At 67.0% G+C, this 15,046-nt stretch carries 15 protein-coding genes; 6 read left to right on the top strand and 9 right to left on the bottom strand.

The window, feature by feature from the left end:
* Positions 1 to 6 precede the first annotated feature (6 nt).
* From NYR55_RS05695 to lnt, 4 genes are all read right to left on the bottom strand, one after another.
* Positions 7 to 1,194: an FAD-dependent oxidoreductase gene (locus NYR55_RS05695; protein ID WP_260020242.1), complete on the bottom strand. Its 1,188-nt coding sequence runs from the start codon at positions 1,192 to 1,194 to the stop codon at positions 7 to 9.
* An 83-nt stretch (positions 1,195 to 1,277) separates the two neighbouring features.
* On the bottom strand, positions 1,278 to 2,399 hold the full coding sequence (locus NYR55_RS05690) for a hypothetical protein (protein WP_260020241.1): 1,122 nt from the start codon (positions 2,397 to 2,399) through the stop codon (positions 1,278 to 1,280).
* Between the two features lie 97 nt (positions 2,400 to 2,496).
* A complete protein-coding gene (gene metK, locus NYR55_RS05685) occupies positions 2,497 to 3,705 on the bottom strand; it encodes a methionine adenosyltransferase (RefSeq protein ID WP_260020240.1) in 1,209 nt (402 codons plus the stop codon).
* A gap of 81 nt (positions 3,706 to 3,786) precedes the next feature.
* Complete coding sequence (gene lnt, locus NYR55_RS05680) at positions 3,787 to 5,337, bottom strand: apolipoprotein N-acyltransferase (protein WP_260020239.1); 1,551 nt, start codon at positions 5,335 to 5,337, stop codon at positions 3,787 to 3,789.
* Between the two features lie 86 nt (positions 5,338 to 5,423).
* On the opposite strand from lnt, the gene NYR55_RS05675 reads away from it, so the two are divergent.
* Genes NYR55_RS05675 through NYR55_RS05665 form a run of 3 tightly spaced genes read left to right on the top strand, consistent with a single transcriptional unit; the run spans position 5,424 to position 6,512 of the window.
* Entirely contained in the window at positions 5,424 to 5,846 is a 423-nt protein-coding gene (locus NYR55_RS05675; protein WP_260020238.1) for a VOC family protein, read from the top strand.
* A complete protein-coding gene (locus NYR55_RS05670; protein WP_260020237.1) occupies positions 5,843 to 6,145 on the top strand; it encodes a polyhydroxyalkanoic acid system family protein in 303 nt (100 codons plus the stop codon). Before NYR55_RS05675 ends, NYR55_RS05670 begins: the two co-directional genes overlap by 4 nt.
* Positions 6,146 to 6,173: 28 nt before the next feature.
* Positions 6,174 to 6,512, top strand: a complete 339-nt coding sequence (locus NYR55_RS05665) for a hypothetical protein (RefSeq protein WP_260020236.1) — start codon at positions 6,174 to 6,176, stop codon at positions 6,510 to 6,512.
* Here NYR55_RS05665 and NYR55_RS05660 read toward each other — a convergent pair.
* Together NYR55_RS05660 and cobT are read right to left on the bottom strand one after the other, a co-directional pair.
* On the bottom strand, positions 6,488 to 6,757 hold the full coding sequence (locus NYR55_RS05660) for a ribbon-helix-helix domain-containing protein (protein WP_260020235.1): 270 nt from the start codon (positions 6,755 to 6,757) through the stop codon (positions 6,488 to 6,490). The two genes, NYR55_RS05665 and NYR55_RS05660, sit on opposite strands and share 25 nt — an antisense overlap.
* A complete protein-coding gene (gene cobT / locus NYR55_RS05655) occupies positions 6,754 to 8,589 on the bottom strand; it encodes a cobaltochelatase subunit CobT (RefSeq protein WP_260020234.1) in 1,836 nt (611 codons plus the stop codon). Before cobT ends, NYR55_RS05660 begins: the two co-directional genes overlap by 4 nt.
* A gap of 125 nt (positions 8,590 to 8,714) precedes the next feature.
* On the opposite strand from cobT, the gene NYR55_RS05650 reads away from it, so the two are divergent.
* On the top strand, positions 8,715 to 9,503 hold the full coding sequence (locus tag NYR55_RS05650) for an SDR family oxidoreductase (RefSeq protein WP_260021571.1): 789 nt from the start codon (positions 8,715 to 8,717) through the stop codon (positions 9,501 to 9,503).
* Between the two features lie 5 nt (positions 9,504 to 9,508).
* Here NYR55_RS05650 and NYR55_RS05645 read toward each other — a convergent pair whose 3' ends face one another.
* Genes NYR55_RS05645 through NYR55_RS05635 form a run of 3 tightly spaced genes read right to left on the bottom strand, consistent with a single transcriptional unit; the run spans position 9,509 to position 12,873 of the window.
* A complete protein-coding gene (locus NYR55_RS05645) occupies positions 9,509 to 10,369 on the bottom strand; it encodes a hypothetical protein (RefSeq protein WP_260020233.1) in 861 nt (286 codons plus the stop codon).
* A complete protein-coding gene (locus NYR55_RS05640; RefSeq protein WP_260020232.1) occupies positions 10,366 to 11,685 on the bottom strand; it encodes a replication-associated recombination protein A in 1,320 nt (439 codons plus the stop codon). The genes NYR55_RS05645 and NYR55_RS05640 overlap by 4 nt, the downstream gene beginning before the upstream one ends.
* A gap of 42 nt (positions 11,686 to 11,727) precedes the next feature.
* Positions 11,728 to 12,873, bottom strand: a complete 1,146-nt coding sequence (locus NYR55_RS05635) for a glycosyltransferase family 1 protein (RefSeq protein WP_260020231.1) — start codon at positions 12,871 to 12,873, stop codon at positions 11,728 to 11,730.
* Positions 12,874 to 12,962: 89 nt separating this feature from the next.
* Between NYR55_RS05635 and NYR55_RS05630 the strand changes: the two genes are divergently transcribed.
* On the top strand, positions 12,963 to 13,181 hold the full coding sequence (locus tag NYR55_RS05630) for a DUF2945 domain-containing protein (RefSeq protein ID WP_260020230.1): 219 nt from the start codon (positions 12,963 to 12,965) through the stop codon (positions 13,179 to 13,181).
* Between the two features lie 193 nt (positions 13,182 to 13,374).
* Entirely contained in the window at positions 13,375 to 14,754 is a 1,380-nt protein-coding gene (gene radA / locus NYR55_RS05625) for a DNA repair protein RadA (RefSeq protein WP_260020229.1), read from the top strand.
* Positions 14,755 to 15,046 lie beyond the last annotated feature (292 nt).

Below are 15,046 nucleotides of genomic sequence, written 5' to 3'. Positions count from 1 at the left end.
GCGGCGTCAGGCCGCCGGCTTGCCCGCAAACAAGGCCGCTGCCTCGTCGATCCCGGCATAGGCGGCCGCCATGTCCGGCACCTCGCTGTCGTCGCCGAACCCGAAATAATCATCATCGCCCAGCGGCTGCACGACGATGCCGTCGCGCCGCGCCAGCACCGACAGCTTGCGGTAGTAAATGCCATAGGTGACGCCCGGCTGGGGCAGCAGCCAGGCGATCTGGCCGCGCACCGGCACCAGCCGCTCGTCCCCGAACAGCGCCTTTGCCGCATAGCCGGTGCAGTTCATCACCACCGGTTCGGCAATCCGGCGAAGGTCGCGGACGGAGGCGAATGTGTCGTGCACAAAGCGCCCCCCGGCGGCCAGAAACTCCGCCTCCAGCTGCCGGCAATAGGCCGCGACATTATAGGTCATCGTCGATGTCCGCCGGGCATAGGCGGTGGGGAAGGGGTGCTGTGCCGGGTCCAGCGGCTGGCTTTTGGGCACCATGTCGGCGACCATCGGGTCCAGTTCCGCGAAATGCGCTCGTCCCGGATGTGCCGCCTCCAGCGCCGCCAGCCGCGCCGCCCGCGGTTCGGCGGGCGTATCCGACAACAGATAACGGTCGGTCCATTCCACCGGATCGCCCGCCATGCCCAGATAGCTTTGGTGCATGGCAAAGCTGGCCCGCGCCATCCGTTCCCATGTCGCCGCGAAATCGGGGCCGGCGGCATCGACATGGGCGATGCGCGAGGATGGCGTCCATGCGCCCGTCGCCCAGGAAGATCGCGTGTCGGGAAAGCGATCCCTGGTATAGATTGTCACATCCGCGCCCATGCGCTGCGCCGTGATCGCGCTGGTCAGGCCGATACAGCCCGCGCCGATCACCGCGATGCGTTTCCCCTCTGCCAGCGCCAGCGGGACCGCGATCTGCGCCGATCCCCAGGACAGCGACCAGCCGCTGCCGCCATGGCCGTAATGATGCACGACCCGCTTGCCGCCCACCCGCTCCAGCTCGATGCGCGGCCCGGTGGCCAGGAAGGGGCGCAGGCACACGGTGACGCGGAACATCCGGTCGCGCCGGGCCATGACGGGGACGATCGGCGGGGTCGGGGCAAAGGTCATGCCCTGCGCCGTGGCGGCGCGCGGAGCCGTGCCAAGTCCGATGGCGGCAACCCCGCCGCCCATGATCAGGCTGCGCCTGTCGAGCACCATGGTTCCCCCCGTCGCTTTTGTTGGTCGGCCCAGCTTACGGGCTTTACTGCAAAGCGAAAGGGGGGAATGGCGGGCAATCGGCGTCAATCGCCGCCCAGTACGCCCGTGCTGATATTGACGTTCCGGTGCTTGCCGACGGTACTCACCGAACTGATCGGCTTTTCCTCGCTCACCACCGCAAGCGCCCGGTCGGGGGAGGGGAGCGCATCCTGTGTCGGCAGCACATAGGTGTTTTCCAGATCGACGAAGCGCACCACCCATCCGTCCGGCACGCCATCCTCCAGCTTCATCTGCGGGTTGACGCTGAAGCCGCGCCCGCTGTCGGATGATGCCAGGAAATAGCCGTCGGTCGCCGCATTCGCGCGGTACACGCCATCGTCGCCCAGCTTCGGGTCGCGGCACCAAGTGACGGGCTGTGCCGGTTCCTTCGCCGCCTTGCCCTTGATGTCCGCCGCCGCCACCGACATGAACGCACCCAGGATCGCCGATGCGCCGTCGTCCTTGACCGTCCGGGTCGATGCGGCGGTGGCGATTGCCGATGGGCAGTCCTGTACCGGCGTCAGCACCGCCGGCGGCGTGTCCTTCTTCCCCAGCTTGGGCCAGCGCAGTGACTGGATCGCCTGAATCGCGCGCTCGCGGGCTTGTTCCGGCGTCGCCGTCTCGCTGGAATAGCGGACCTTGATGATCCATCCTTCGATGCCGGTCATGGCGACCGCGGTGGCACGATACTGCTTTTCGGTCCGATAGGCGGCGACCAGCCCCGCCTTGTCGCCCGGCCCGCTGCCCTGAAAGGTCAGCGGATCGCCGGTCAGCACGGGCTTTCCATAGACTTCCGGCCGATGTTCGATCGACCAGCGCGCGCGGTCGAACCAGACCGGGATGGACGCACCCGCCAGCCGGTAGACATAGATGGAATAAAGGTCCGACCTATCCTCTGACTCATATTTGAATGACACGTCGCTTTGCGTCTGCGTCAGGTCCAGCGCGCTTTGCATTCGCGCACCCAGAACGGTCCCCGGTATCTCGATCCCGCTGGGTTTGTGGCGATAGGGATTGCCCGGCTTTACCTTCAGCTCGCGTGCCTGTTGCGCGGCAAGGGAAGGGGCGCCGTCAGCAGCAACAGCGAAAACGCCAATCGAATCATCATGCTGCGCCCCGCCCGACGTTGTAGCGGGAAGGGTGGCGACAAGGCCGGTACACGGCAACCGGATTCTTCCGGCGATCCGGTGCGCGCCAATGAAAAAGGCGGCGCCTCCCCGGGGAAGCGCCGCCCTTTCCTTGGTTCGTTGCCCCCTGAGGGGTTCAGGCCAGTGCGGCCTTCAGATCATCGACCAGGTCCAGCCGCTCCCACGGGAAGAAGTCGCCTTCCGGCGTGCGGCCGAAATGGCCATAGGCCGCGGTCTTCTTGTAGATCGGCTTGTTGAGGCCAAGATGCGTGCGGATGCCGCGCGGGGTCAGGCCGCCCAGCTTCTCGATCGACTGAATCGCCGCTTCGATCGCATCGTCGCCGACCGTGCCGGTGCCATGCGTGTCGACATAGAGCGACAGCGGCTTGGACACGCCGATGGCATAGGCGATCTGGATCGTGCACCGCTGGGCAAGGCCCGCGGCGACGACATTCTTCGCCAGATAGCGGGTGATGTACGCCGCCGACCGGTCGACCTTGGTCGGATCCTTGCCGCTGAACGCGCCGCCGCCATGGGGCGAAGCGCCGCCATAGGTGTCGACGATGATCTTGCGCCCGGTCAGGCCGGCGTCACCGTCCGGGCCGCCGATTTCGAAGCTGCCGGTCGGGTTGATGTGATAGACGGTCTGGTCGCTCAGCAGTTCGGCGGGGATCACGTCCGCGACCACCGATTTCACATAGGCGTGCAGTTCGGCTTCCTTGTCGCCCGTATCGTAACCCGGCGCGTGCTGGGTGGACACGACGATCGCGGTGCAGGCGACGGGCTTGCTGCCCTCGTACCGCAGCGTCACCTGGCTCTTGGCGTCCGGTTCCAGGAACGGGGCCTTTTTCGAATGACGGTCGGCCGCCATCTGCTCCAGGATCTTGTGGCTGTAATATAGCGTGGCCGGCATCAGGTCGGGCGTATCGTCGGCGGCATAGCCGAACATGATCCCCTGATCGCCCGCGCCCTCGTCCTTGTTGCCGCTGGCATCGACGCCCTGTGCGATGTGTGCCGACTGGCCGTGCAGGTTGTTTTCGAACCGGAGCGTCTGCCAGTGAAAGCCGTCCTGCTCATACCCGATCTGGCGGACGGTGTTGCGGACGGTCGCCTCGATCTCTTCCTGTGCGCCCGGCGCCCATTCGCCGTTTTCATAGACGCCCTTGCAGCGGATTTCGCCCGCCAGCACGACCAGCTGGGTCGTGGTCAGCGTTTCGCAGGCGATGCGCGCTTCGGGATCCTTGGACAGGAACAGGTCGACAATGGCGTCGGAAATCTGGTCGGACACCTTGTCGGGATGGCCTTCGGACACCGATTCGGACGTGAAAAGATAGCTGGAACGCATGGTAATCCTCTGGTCGGGATGAATGTCGCGGAAAAGCCGGGCCGTTGCCATGCCCATATAAAGCTTTCCTTATATGCGCCTCTAGCGAGCGAAGCGGCGCGCGGCAAGGGCGGCGGCTGCCAGAAGCACCGTGCAGACTAGGGCCAGCCAGTTGCCCAGCCGGGCAAAAAGGGTCGGCGGCAGCGCATCGGGCAAGGGCACGTCGATCACGCCCCGTTGCCCGTGCGGCACCGTGCCGATCAGGCGGCCGTGTGCGTCTATCACCGCCGAAATGCCGTTGGGGGTGGACCGCAGCACCGGCAACCCTTCCTCGATCGCGCGCAGTCGCGCCTGGGCCAGATGCTGGGGTGGGCCCCATGCACCGAACCAGCCGTCGAGCGAGGGATTGACGATCATGCGCGGCCGCTGGCGCGGATCGACGGTCTGACCCGAAAAGATGATCTCGTAACAGATCTGAACGCCGACCAGGCCAAAGCCGGGCACGGGGATGTTCGCCGGGCCGGATCCGGGGCGGAAATCGATGTCGCCCATCACCAGCCGCGACAGGCCCAGCGGCTGCAGGATCGAGCGCATCGGCAGATATTCGCCATAGGGGACCAGATGCGCCTTGTCGTACCGCGGGCCGATCTGGCCATCGGGGCGGATCAGGAACACCGAATTAGTTGCCGCATCGATGATCGGATCATCGCCGAACAACAGGGCGTTGCCGCCGACCAGCGCCCGGTCCTGTGGCCGAAGGCGGGCGGCGATCCGGCGGCGGGCGACGCTGGCCGGCATGTCGAAATACCAGCCGGGCGGATAATCATCCTCCAGATAATATTCCACCGACCCTTCCGGCCACACCACCAGCGTCGGTTCGGGATGCTTGGCCGGGGTCATGTCGAGCAGGGTGCGGAAGATGCGCTCCTCATAGCCGGGATCGCGCACCGATTCCTGGCCGATATTGGGCTGAAGCACGCGGACGCGGGGCGGCGGCGTCGCGTTCACTGGCCGGGTCAGCTCAACCGGCAACAGCAGCAGCGCGGCTGCGGCAACGGGACCGATCACGGCAAGGGCAAAGCGCCATCGACGCTGCACGAGCAGCAGCAGCGCGCCCGCTACCAGCATGGTCAGCCCGGACAGCGCATAGGTGCCCGTCCATGCCGCCAGCTGTGCCACGCCGCCCACCGGCAGCCACGCCACCGATAGCGGGTTCCAGCTATAGCCGGTGAACAGGCTGGCCCGCAGCCATTCGGTGACGATCCACGCCGCCGCCGTCATCAGCACGAACGCCGCGCCCGGCCGATCCCCCGTCCGCCCGAACCGCCAGGCAAGGCCCCCGGCCAGCATCGGATAGACCGCCAGATACAGCGCCAGCGCCACGACTGCGAAATAGCCGAGGACCGGCGGCATCTTGTCTTGATAATCGAAGGCGTGTTGAATCCAGTTGTTGCCGATAGTGAAATGCCCGACGCCGAACAGCCAGGACCGCCACAGCGCGGCCTTCAGCGTCGTCGCATCGTGCAGCGTCCACAGCCACACCGCCAGCGCGACCAGCAGCACCGGCCAAAGGTCCAGCGGCGCGAAACCGACGGGAGAGGCAAGGCCCGCCGCAAGGGCGATCCACGGCGCAAGGCGAGGGGGCAGCGTCATGCGCGCGCTGTAGCCGATCGGTGCGCGGCAGGGGAGGGGCTTGCTTGGCCCTCGCCCAGCCTGCCCGGCTTTGCTAGGGATGGTGCATGACCGGCCTTCGCCCCTTTCATCTCGCCATTCCCGTCCATGATCTGGCCGCCGCACGCAGCTTTTACCGCGACCTGCTCGGCTGTCCGGAGGGGCGGTCCGATGCGCACTGGATCGATTTCGACCTGTTCGGCCATCAGCTGGTCGTCCATGTCAGTGAAACGGCCCGCCCGGCAGAGGCGAGCAATCCGGTGGACGGCCATGACGTCCCGGTGCCGCATTTCGGCGTGGTCCTTACCATGCCGCAATGGGAGGGGCTGGCGGATCGGGTGCGCGCGGCTGGCGTCCCCTTCGGTATCGAACCCCATGTCCGGTTCCGCGGCCAGCCGGGAGAGCAGGCGACGATGTTTTTCCGCGACCCCAGCGGCAATGCGCTTGAGTTCAAGGCATTTGCCGACGATTCGATGTTGTTCGCCCGATGAGCGCGCCGATCGAGGTCGATCTGCCGCACCAGCTGGGCCGCACGGGTGCACGCGAGCGGATTGGCAAGGGGATCAACAAGCTGGCCGAATGGATCCCCGGCGGCAGCATCCACGATCCGCAATGGGATGGCGACCGGCTGGCCTTTGCCGTCATCGCACTGGGCCAGCGGGTCGAGGCGATTGTCGATGTTGCCGACGATCATGTCCATCTGAGGCTCGACCTGCCGCCGATGCTGGCGCTGGCGGCCGGCCGCATCCGCGACAAGCTGGAACGGGACGGCCCGAAACTGTTGACCTGATGCAACCATCGGCGCGATGCTGCGCTTCATGGCGATGAAGCAGCGTCGACTGACAAAAGGCCGGACGGTGCGCATGGTGGCCGGGGTGATCGGTGTGGCCGTCCTTGCGGGCACATTGGCCGGTTCGTGGATCGCCAGCGACCTGCGCGACATTGCCCGCCCGCCGCGCTTTGCATCCCAGCCCGCACTGGCGGAACTCGGTACCGCTGAAGCTGAGGAGGCGCGGTATCGCCGTGCCGTGGCCGACGGCACGCTGGTCGACCGGCGGCAGACGCAGCACTGGACCGGCCTGCGCCCCGTCGTTCGCGAACCGGCGGTGCAGCCCGCCTTTACCCGCGCCGATTACGAAACCGAACCGGCCCCCTGAGCCTGAACCAGCAGCCAGCTGCGGATGGCGCTGGCCAGATTGGGGGGATCGTCCGCCACGATCCGGGCCGCATCGATTGCCGCGATCAGCGCGGACAGCGGCAGGGCACGGGCGGTCGCCTCTGCCTCCAGCGCGGCCCAGAATACCGGTTCCAGACTGATCGAGGTTTCATGCCCGGCAATGGTGACGCTGCGCTTTACCGGCCCGGCAAAGCCCCCGGCTGGCGGCGCAACGGCCATGCTCATTCGCTGTCGAACAGGCTGGCCAGCTGTTCCACCATCGTGCCCGCCAGCTGATCCGCATCCATGATCGTCACCGCGCGGGCATACCAGCGGGTCACGTCATGGCCGATGCCGATGGCGACCAGCTCCACCGGCGAGCGCCCCTCGATCCACCCGATCACCTGTCGCAGATGCCGGTCGAGATAGGAGCCGCTGTTCACCGACAGGGTGGAATCATCGACGGGCGCGCCATCGGAGATGACCATCAGGATCTTGCGATCCTCGGCCCGCGCGATCAGCCGGCCATGCGCCCAGAGCAGCGCCTCGCCATCGATATTTTCCTTGAGCAGCCCTTCGCGCATCATCAGGCCGAGCGATTTCTTGGCCCGGCGCCACGGCTCGTCCGCCTGTTTGTAGACGATGTGGCGCAGATCGTTCAGGCGACCCGGCTGGGGCGGGCGACCGGCGGCCAGCCATGCCTCACGGCTTTGTCCGCCCTTCCACGCGCGCGTGGTGAAGCCCAGGATTTCGACCTTTACCCCGACGCGTTCCAGCGTGCGGGCCAGGATGTCCGCGCTGATCGCGGCAATGCTGATCGGGCGGCCGCGCATCGACCCCGAATTGTCGATCAGCAGGGTGACCACCGTATCCTTGAAATCGGTGTCCCGTTCCACCTTGTAACTGAGCGACTGCATCGGATTGACGATCACGCGGGCAAGGCGCGCGGCGTCGAGCAGCCCTTCCTCCTGATCGAAATCCCAGCTGCGCGCCTGTTGCGCCATCAGGCGGCGTTGCAACCGGTTGGCCAATTTGGTCACTGCGCCCTGCAGATGCGCCAGTTGCTGATCCAGATAGGCGCGCAGCCGGGTCAGCTCTTCCTCGTCGCACAGTTCGGCCGCGGTCACGACCTCGTCATGCGCGGTCGAAAACGCCTTGTACTCGAATTGCGGGGGCAGGTCGGCCAGCGGGCGGTTGGGGCGCACGGGCAGGATGCCGTCCTGCCCCTCATCCCCCGGCTCGCCGTCCATGTCGTCGAGCCCGTCCTGCTCCTGCTGCTGGGTCTCGCCGTCCTGGCTGTCGTCCTGAGCCTGTTCGCCGCGCGCCTCGAACTCGCCCTGGCCGTCGGCGCCGCTTTCGCTGTCCTGTTCGGCGTCGTCGGTATCGTCCTCGCCGTCCTGCGTCCCTTCATCATCGGACCCGCCGGCTTCCTCGTCATCCGGCGTGATCTCACCCTCGATCAGGTCGAGATCCTCAAGCAGCCGGGTGGTCAGCGTCTGGAATGCCTGCTGATTGTCGAGCGCAAGGGCGAGTGCGTCCAGATCGGCCCCGGCGCGATCCTCGATCCAGTCGGACACAAGCGCCATCTGCACCGACAGGCTGGCCGGCGGCGCCTTTCCGGTCAGGCGTTCGCGGATCATCAGCTGGACGGCGGTGGACAGCGGCACCTCGTCCCGGTTGCGCGCGCGTGCGATCGGATCGGAGCGCAGCCGCATCATCAGCGCGTGATCCAGATTGTCGGCAATGCCCGCATAGCCCCGCGCGCCCAGCGCCTCGATCCGGGCGGTTTCGGCGGCGTCGAACACGGCGCGGGCGACGGGATCGGCGGGCGCGCCGCGCCGGTGCAGGCCGGTGTCGTGCAGTTTCAGCCGCAGCGAAAAACTGTCGGCAAAGCCGCGCGCCTCGGCCACCTGATCCGCAGGCAGGGTGCGCGAGGGCATGGGCACGCGCAGCGTCCGCCCGGACTGGGCCGGCGCGTCTGGGGTAAAGGCCAGTTCGACGTCCGCATCGTCGGACAATGCGCGGCAGGCACCGCCCAAAACGTGCTTGAACCGGTCGAGGGGTGAGTCACTGGCCATCCCTGCCTTGTTGTGTCTCACCCGCGCCGATGCAAGGGGGCATGGCGCCGACGATGATGCTTGGCATCCCGTCATCCGGCAGCTATCCCGGCATTTCGAAAAACAGGTATGGAAAGGATGCGGCCATGGATGTGACGTCGCTGTTCCGGCTGGATGGCCGGGTCGCGCTGGTGACGGGCGGATCGCGCGGCATCGGGCGGATGATCGCAGCCGGGTTCGTCGCATCGGGCGCGCGCGTCTATGTGTCGTCCCGCAAGGCAGAGGCGTGCGAGGAGACGGCGGCGGAGCTGGGACCGGATTGCATCGCGCTGCCCGGTGACGTGTCCACGGTCGAGGGTTGCCGCACGCTGGCGGCGATGCTGGCGGAGCGGGAGGGCGCGCTGGACATTCTGGTCAACAATGCCGGTGCCGCCTGGGGCGAGCCGTTCGAACAGTTCCCCGAAAAAGGTTGGGACAAGGTGATGGACCTGAATGTCAAATCGCCCTTTTTCCTGACCCAGGCGCTGCATCCGCTGCTGAAGGCGTCGGGCAGCGCGGCGCGCCCGGCAAAGGTGATCAACATCACCTCCATCGACGGGATCCGGCTCAACCCCTGGGAAACCTATAGCTATCAGGCGTCGAAGGCGGCGCTGATTCAGTTGACCAAACGGATGGCCGCGCGGCTGATCCGCGACGGCATCAACGTCACCTCAATCGCGCCGGGCGCCTTTGCCAGCGACATGAACAAGGCGGCGCGCGATCATGGCGATGCCGTGGCGCGGGTGATCCCGGCGGGCCGGATCGGCATGGCGGAGGACATGGCGGCGACGGCCATCTATCTGGCCGGGCGGGGCGGCGATTATGTGGTGGGCGAAACCATCGCGGTCGATGGCGGGCTGGTCCATGCCAGCCTTGGCGGCAGTCTGGACGGCTGACGCGGCTAGACCACGCCCAGCGTCCAGCCTTCGGTCGCGGCAATGCGCGGGGTCAGTCCCTCCGGATGCCACAGCGCGGGATCGCCGGCTAGCGCACGCAGCCACGCCGCCGTCATCAGCACATCCGTCTGATGATCGCTGAGCGCGTCGTCGCCCGTCCAGTGCCCTGACCCGAACGCCGCCAGCGCGTCATTCAAGGCTTGGGTATGGCGCAGCTTTGACAGCCCCTTGCGCAGGCCCGCCGCGCGGGCGGCAATGCTGGTATAGATTTCGGTGACGGCCGGGCCGTAATCGGGCAGCGGATCGAACGGCCAGACGGGAATGTCGCTGCCCAGATGGTGGAGCAGCCGCATCCCGGCAAAGCTTGCCTTTGCAACCTGAGCCGCGCCGATGGCGTCATAGACGGTCGATGGCTTGCCCCCGCCGCTCTGGCGATAGCGTTGTTCGCACTGGCGAAAATGCATGAAGCGCGCCTTGGCCCCGTCCGCTGCGCCCAAATAGAAATGCGCGCCCCGGTGCCGTTCCAGGAAACTGGTCGCGCCCAGATCGGCGTCATCGCATTGCCGGTCCAGCCATGCCCAGAAGGGGCGGGCCGTGGCGGGCGCGTCCAGCCCCGGCAGATAGGCGCCGCGTTCGATCAGTGGCGGCGCGAAGCTGAAGTCGAACCCGATCAGCGTGTCGGTGCCCGCCTGCGCCTGTACCCAGCGGAGCACCTCTGTCCGCGACCATGCGCCGCCGGGCGGATCGATCAGTATCGGCGCTGCATCGCCCGCCTCTGCCAACGCGATGGCGATGCCCCGGTGCCGGTGCCCCTTTGCCCCGGACCAGTCGATCGCGGCAAAGCGGGTGAAGCGCGGCCCGCTCATTCCCCGCGCAGTGCGCCGCGTCGTTCGTCCCACCAGGCCATGCGTTCGGCGATGCGCTTTTCCGTGCCGCGATCCGTGGGGACGTAGAACCGCTGCGGCTGCATTTCGGCCGGCCAGTAATTGTCGCCTGAAAAGCCGCCTTCGGCATCGTGATCGTAGCGATACCCCTTGCCATAGCCGATGTCCTTCATCAGCCGGGTCGGGGCGTTCAGGATGTTTTGCGGGGGCATCAAGCTGCCCGTTTCCCTGGCGCTGCGCCACGCGGCCTTTTGCGCGACATAGGCGGCGTTCGATTTGGGCGCGGTGGCGCAATACAGGCACGCCTGCACGATGGCCAGTTCGCCCTCCGGGCTGCCCAAAAAGTCATACGCATCCTTGGCCGCCAGGCACTGTACCAGCGCCTGCGGGTCAGCCAGGCCAATATCCTCGCTGGCAAAGCGGGTCAGGCGGCGCAGGACATAGAGCGGTTCCTCTCCGGCGGTCAGCATCCGGGCGAGATAATAGAGCGCGGCCTGCGGGTCCGATCCCCGCAGCGATTTGTGCAGCGCGGAGATGAGGTTGTAATGCCCCTCCCGATCCTTGTCATACACGGCCACGCGGCGCTGCAGAAACTGGCCTAGCCCGGCCGGGTCGAGCGGCGCATCGAAGTGGACGGAGAACAATGTCTCCGCCTGATTGAGCAGGAAGCGGCCATCGCCGTCGGCGCTGGCGATCAACGCGGCGCGGGCATCGGCGTCCAGTGGCAGGGAGCGTTCCATGATCGCCTCTGCCCGGTCCAGCAACAGGCCGAGTGCGGCGGCATCCAGTCGGTGCAGGATCAGCACCTGTGCCCGGGAAAGCAGTGCCGCGTTCAGTTCGAACGACGGGTTTTCGGTCGTCGCGCCGACCAAAGTGACGGTGCCATCCTCGACATAGGGCAGGAAACCATCCTGTTGCGCGCGGTTGAACCGGTGGATTTCGTCCACGAACAACAGCGTGCGCTTGCCCGTCCGGGCGTGGTCGCGCGCCTCGGCAAACACGCGTTTCAAGTCGGCGACGCCCGAGAACACCGCCGAGATGGCAGCATAGCGAAGGCCGACCGCCCCGGCGAGCAGCCGGGCGATGGTCGTCTTGCCCGTGCCCGGCGGCCCCCACAGGATCATGCTGGACAGTTTGCCCGCCGCCACCATTCGCCCGATCGCGCCGTCCGGCCCGGTCAGGTGATTCTGACCCACCACATCGCCCAATGTTCCGGGCCGCAGCCGGTCGGCCAGCGGCGCATCGGGGGCGGGCGTGTCCGCAGCGGGTTGATCCGGGTCGGCGAAAAGATCGGCCATGGGCAACAGATAGGGACTGTTCGGCGGCTTGCCCATCCCGCCTCAGCGGGCGGTCAACAGGTCCCGATAGGCGTCGAGCACCGCCTGGTTCGCGGTGTCCCAGATGAAGCGCTGAGCAGCGCGGTGCCCGGCCTGACCCGACGAGCGGCGCAGTGCGGGATCCTCCACCAGTTTCTGGATCGCGTCGGCATAGGCGCGCACATCGGTGGGCGGGACCAGGAATCCGGTCACCCCTTCCTCGACCAGATCGACCGCACCCGTTGCCCGCGCGGCGACGACGGGGACGCCCGCCGCCATCGCCTCTGTCGTCACATTGCCAAAGGTTTCGGTGACCGATGGCATGAAGAACACGTCCATGCCCGCAACCGCCCGGCCCAGATCGTCGCCCGACTGAAATCCGGTGAACACCGCCTCTGGCACCCGTTCGGCAAACCAGTGGCGGGCCGGCCCTTCGCCGATCACCAGCACCTTGTGCGGCACGCCGCGCGCCTTCAACTCCGCAATCACATCGGCAAAGATGCCCAGTCCCTTTTCAAGGACCAGCCGGCCCAGAAAGCTGACCGCCACCTCATCATCGCCAATGCCGAGCGAGCGGCGCCAGGTCAGATCGCGGCGGCCGGGATTGAACCGGTCGTGATTGATCCCCCGTGACCAGATGCCGATGGGTGTCGTCACGCCCCAGTCGCGCAGCACATCGCCCATGCTGGGGCTGGGCACCATCACCCGGTCGACCCGGTTGTAAAAGCGCGTGGACAGGTTGATCGCCAGCGGCTCCAGAAAGCCGATGCCGTAATATTGGGCATAGGTTTCGAACCGGGTGTGGAGCGAGGCAAGCGTCGGAATCTTGCGCCGCCGCGCCCAGGTGACGGCGCGGTGCCCGCTGACATCCGGGGCGGACACATGGACGATGTTGGGGGCATATGCCTTGAGGTCCGCCCGCACCGATAGGGGCAGGCCCATGCCAAGCCGATATTCGTCCCGCCCGCCGGGCAGGGCCAGGGCGGGGATATCGACCAGTTCGCCCGTCGCCGGAAAGGCCGGTTCGGGCACCGTGGGCGAATAGACGCGCAGTGTGACGCCGCGTTCCAGCAGATATCCGGCGAGCAGGTTCAGCGCCTGGTTCGCGCCATCGCGGACGTAGTTATAGTTGCCGCTGAACAGGGCGATCCGCAGGTCGGTTGGCTTCATGGCGCGGGGCGATACCGCAACTCGTCGCGCATGGGAACGCTTTGCCCCGTCGATGCGTCCTGTGCGGACAGCAGCGACGGAGCAGCAGGATGGCAAACAGCTTTAAAAAGGGTCAGGCCGTGACCTGGTCGTGGGGCAAGGGCACGGCGGAGGGCAAGGTGGCGGAACGGTTCGAACGGCGCGTCCAGCGGACGATCAAGGGCAGCAGGATCGTCAAGAACGGGACCAAGGACAACCCCGCCTATCTGGTTGAACAGGCCGATGGCGGCAGCGCGCTGAAGCGCGGGAGCGAGCTGAGCGCGGCCTGATTCGGGATCAGAAGGTGGCGAAGGTGATGCTACGTCCACTTGAAAATCCGCCCCCGCATTCGTCCGGCGGGGAAGCGGGGTCAGGCCGAAGATGGGACTGCGCATCCGGCGAGCCTAGCCCGGTCATCGCCGGGTAGGACAGCGCCGACGCTTCGATATTCCCTTTTTGTTCCGGCCGTGCTAGCGCAACCCCATGGCCAAGCCGAAGAAACGATATGTCTGTCAGCAATGCGGTTCGGTCACGTCGCAGTGGCAGGGGCAGTGCGGCGATTGCGGTGAGTGGAACAGCCTGGTCGAAGAGGCGGGCGCGGTCGTCACGCCGTTTCAGGCCAAGCACAACCTGCAATCCGGTGGCCGTGCCATCGTCCTGTCCGGGCTGGACAGCGATGTTGCGCTGCCCGACCGGATGGCGACGGGGATTGCCGAGCTGGACCGGGCGCTGGGCGGTGGGTTTGTCGAGGGGTCGGCGACGCTGATCGGCGGGGATCCCGGCATCGGCAAATCGACCCTGCTGCTGCAGGCGGCGGCCAGGCTGGCACTGGCGGGCAAGCAGGTCGCCTATGTCTCTGGCGAGGAGGCGGCGGATCAGGTGCGGCTGCGCGCGCGGCGGCTGGGGCTGGGCAAGGCGCCGGTGCAACTGGCCAGCGCCACATCGGTGCGCGACATCCTGACCACGTTCGGAGATCGGGGAGAGGCGCCGGACCTGCTGATCATCGATTCCATCCAGACGATGCACAGCGACCTCATTGAAGGGGCGCCGGGCACGGTCAGTCAGGTGCGCGCCGCGTCGCAGGAACTGATCCGCTTTGCCAAGGAACGCGGCACTGCCGTCGTGCTGGTCGGCCATGTCACCAAGGACGGATCGATCGCGGGTCCCCGCGTGCTGGAGCACATGGTCGACACCGTGCTGAGTTTCGAGGGCGAGCGCAGCCATCAGTTCCGCATCCTGCGCGCGGTCAAGAACCGGTTCGGCGGGACGGACGAGATCGGCGTGTTCGCCATGGCGGGCGAGGGGCTGACCGAGGTGGCCAATCCGTCCACCCTGTTCCTGACCGACCGGGCGGAGAGCGTGACCGGATCGGTGGTGTTTCCCGCGCTGGAAGGAACGCGTCCCGTGCTGGTCGAGGTGCAGGCGCTGGTCGTGCGGCTGGCCAGCGGGGCGACGCCGCGCCGGGCCGTGGTCGGATGGGACAGCGGGCGGCTGGCCATGATCCTGGCGGTGCTGGAGGCGCGGTGCGGCCTCAGTTTTTCGACGTGCGAAGTCTATCTGAACATCGCTGGCGGATACCGGGTTCAGGACCCGGCAGCGGACCTGGCGGTGGCGGCCGCGCTGATCTCTGCGCTGGCGGAACGGCCTTTGCCGTCGGACGGGATTGCGTTCGGTGAAATCGCGCTGTCGGGCGAGGTGCGGCCGGTGGCCCATGCGGGCCTGCGGATGAAGGAAGCGGCGAAGCTGGGCTTCAACCGCGCGCTTGGCCCGGCCGCGCAACCGGCGGACAAAAGCCCGATGCGCCTGTCGGGCTTTGCCACGCTGAAGGCGTTCGTCGACCATCTGCTGGCGCGGGGCGGGTAGGCGCCAAGCTGCTGCAACGCCATCCTCCCCCGCAAGGGGGAGGTGGACCGCGACAGCGGGCCGGAGGGGGAGGATAGCCGCCGCCTGCTGCTGGGATTCCTCCCCCTCCGCCGCCTCTGGCGGCACCTCCCCCTGGCGGGGGAGGATCGATGAGGGGCGGCATCTGGTTACGGGCATCGACGTTCGTCCCCATGTGTCTCGACTTCGTTCGATACGAACGGCTAGGGGTGGACGGATGGACGGCGGCCACCCCGATGCAGGGGCGCGAACGGGGCAGGGCGCTGTCGATGAG

Origin of the sequence: Sphingomonas sp. BGYR3 (genome assembly GCF_025153455.1) — a bacterium.
Classification (GTDB): Bacteria; Pseudomonadota; Alphaproteobacteria; order Sphingomonadales; family Sphingomonadaceae; genus Sphingomonas.
Note: the sequence above shows the minus strand (reverse complement) of the source record. Positions and strands in the feature narration are given on the sequence as shown.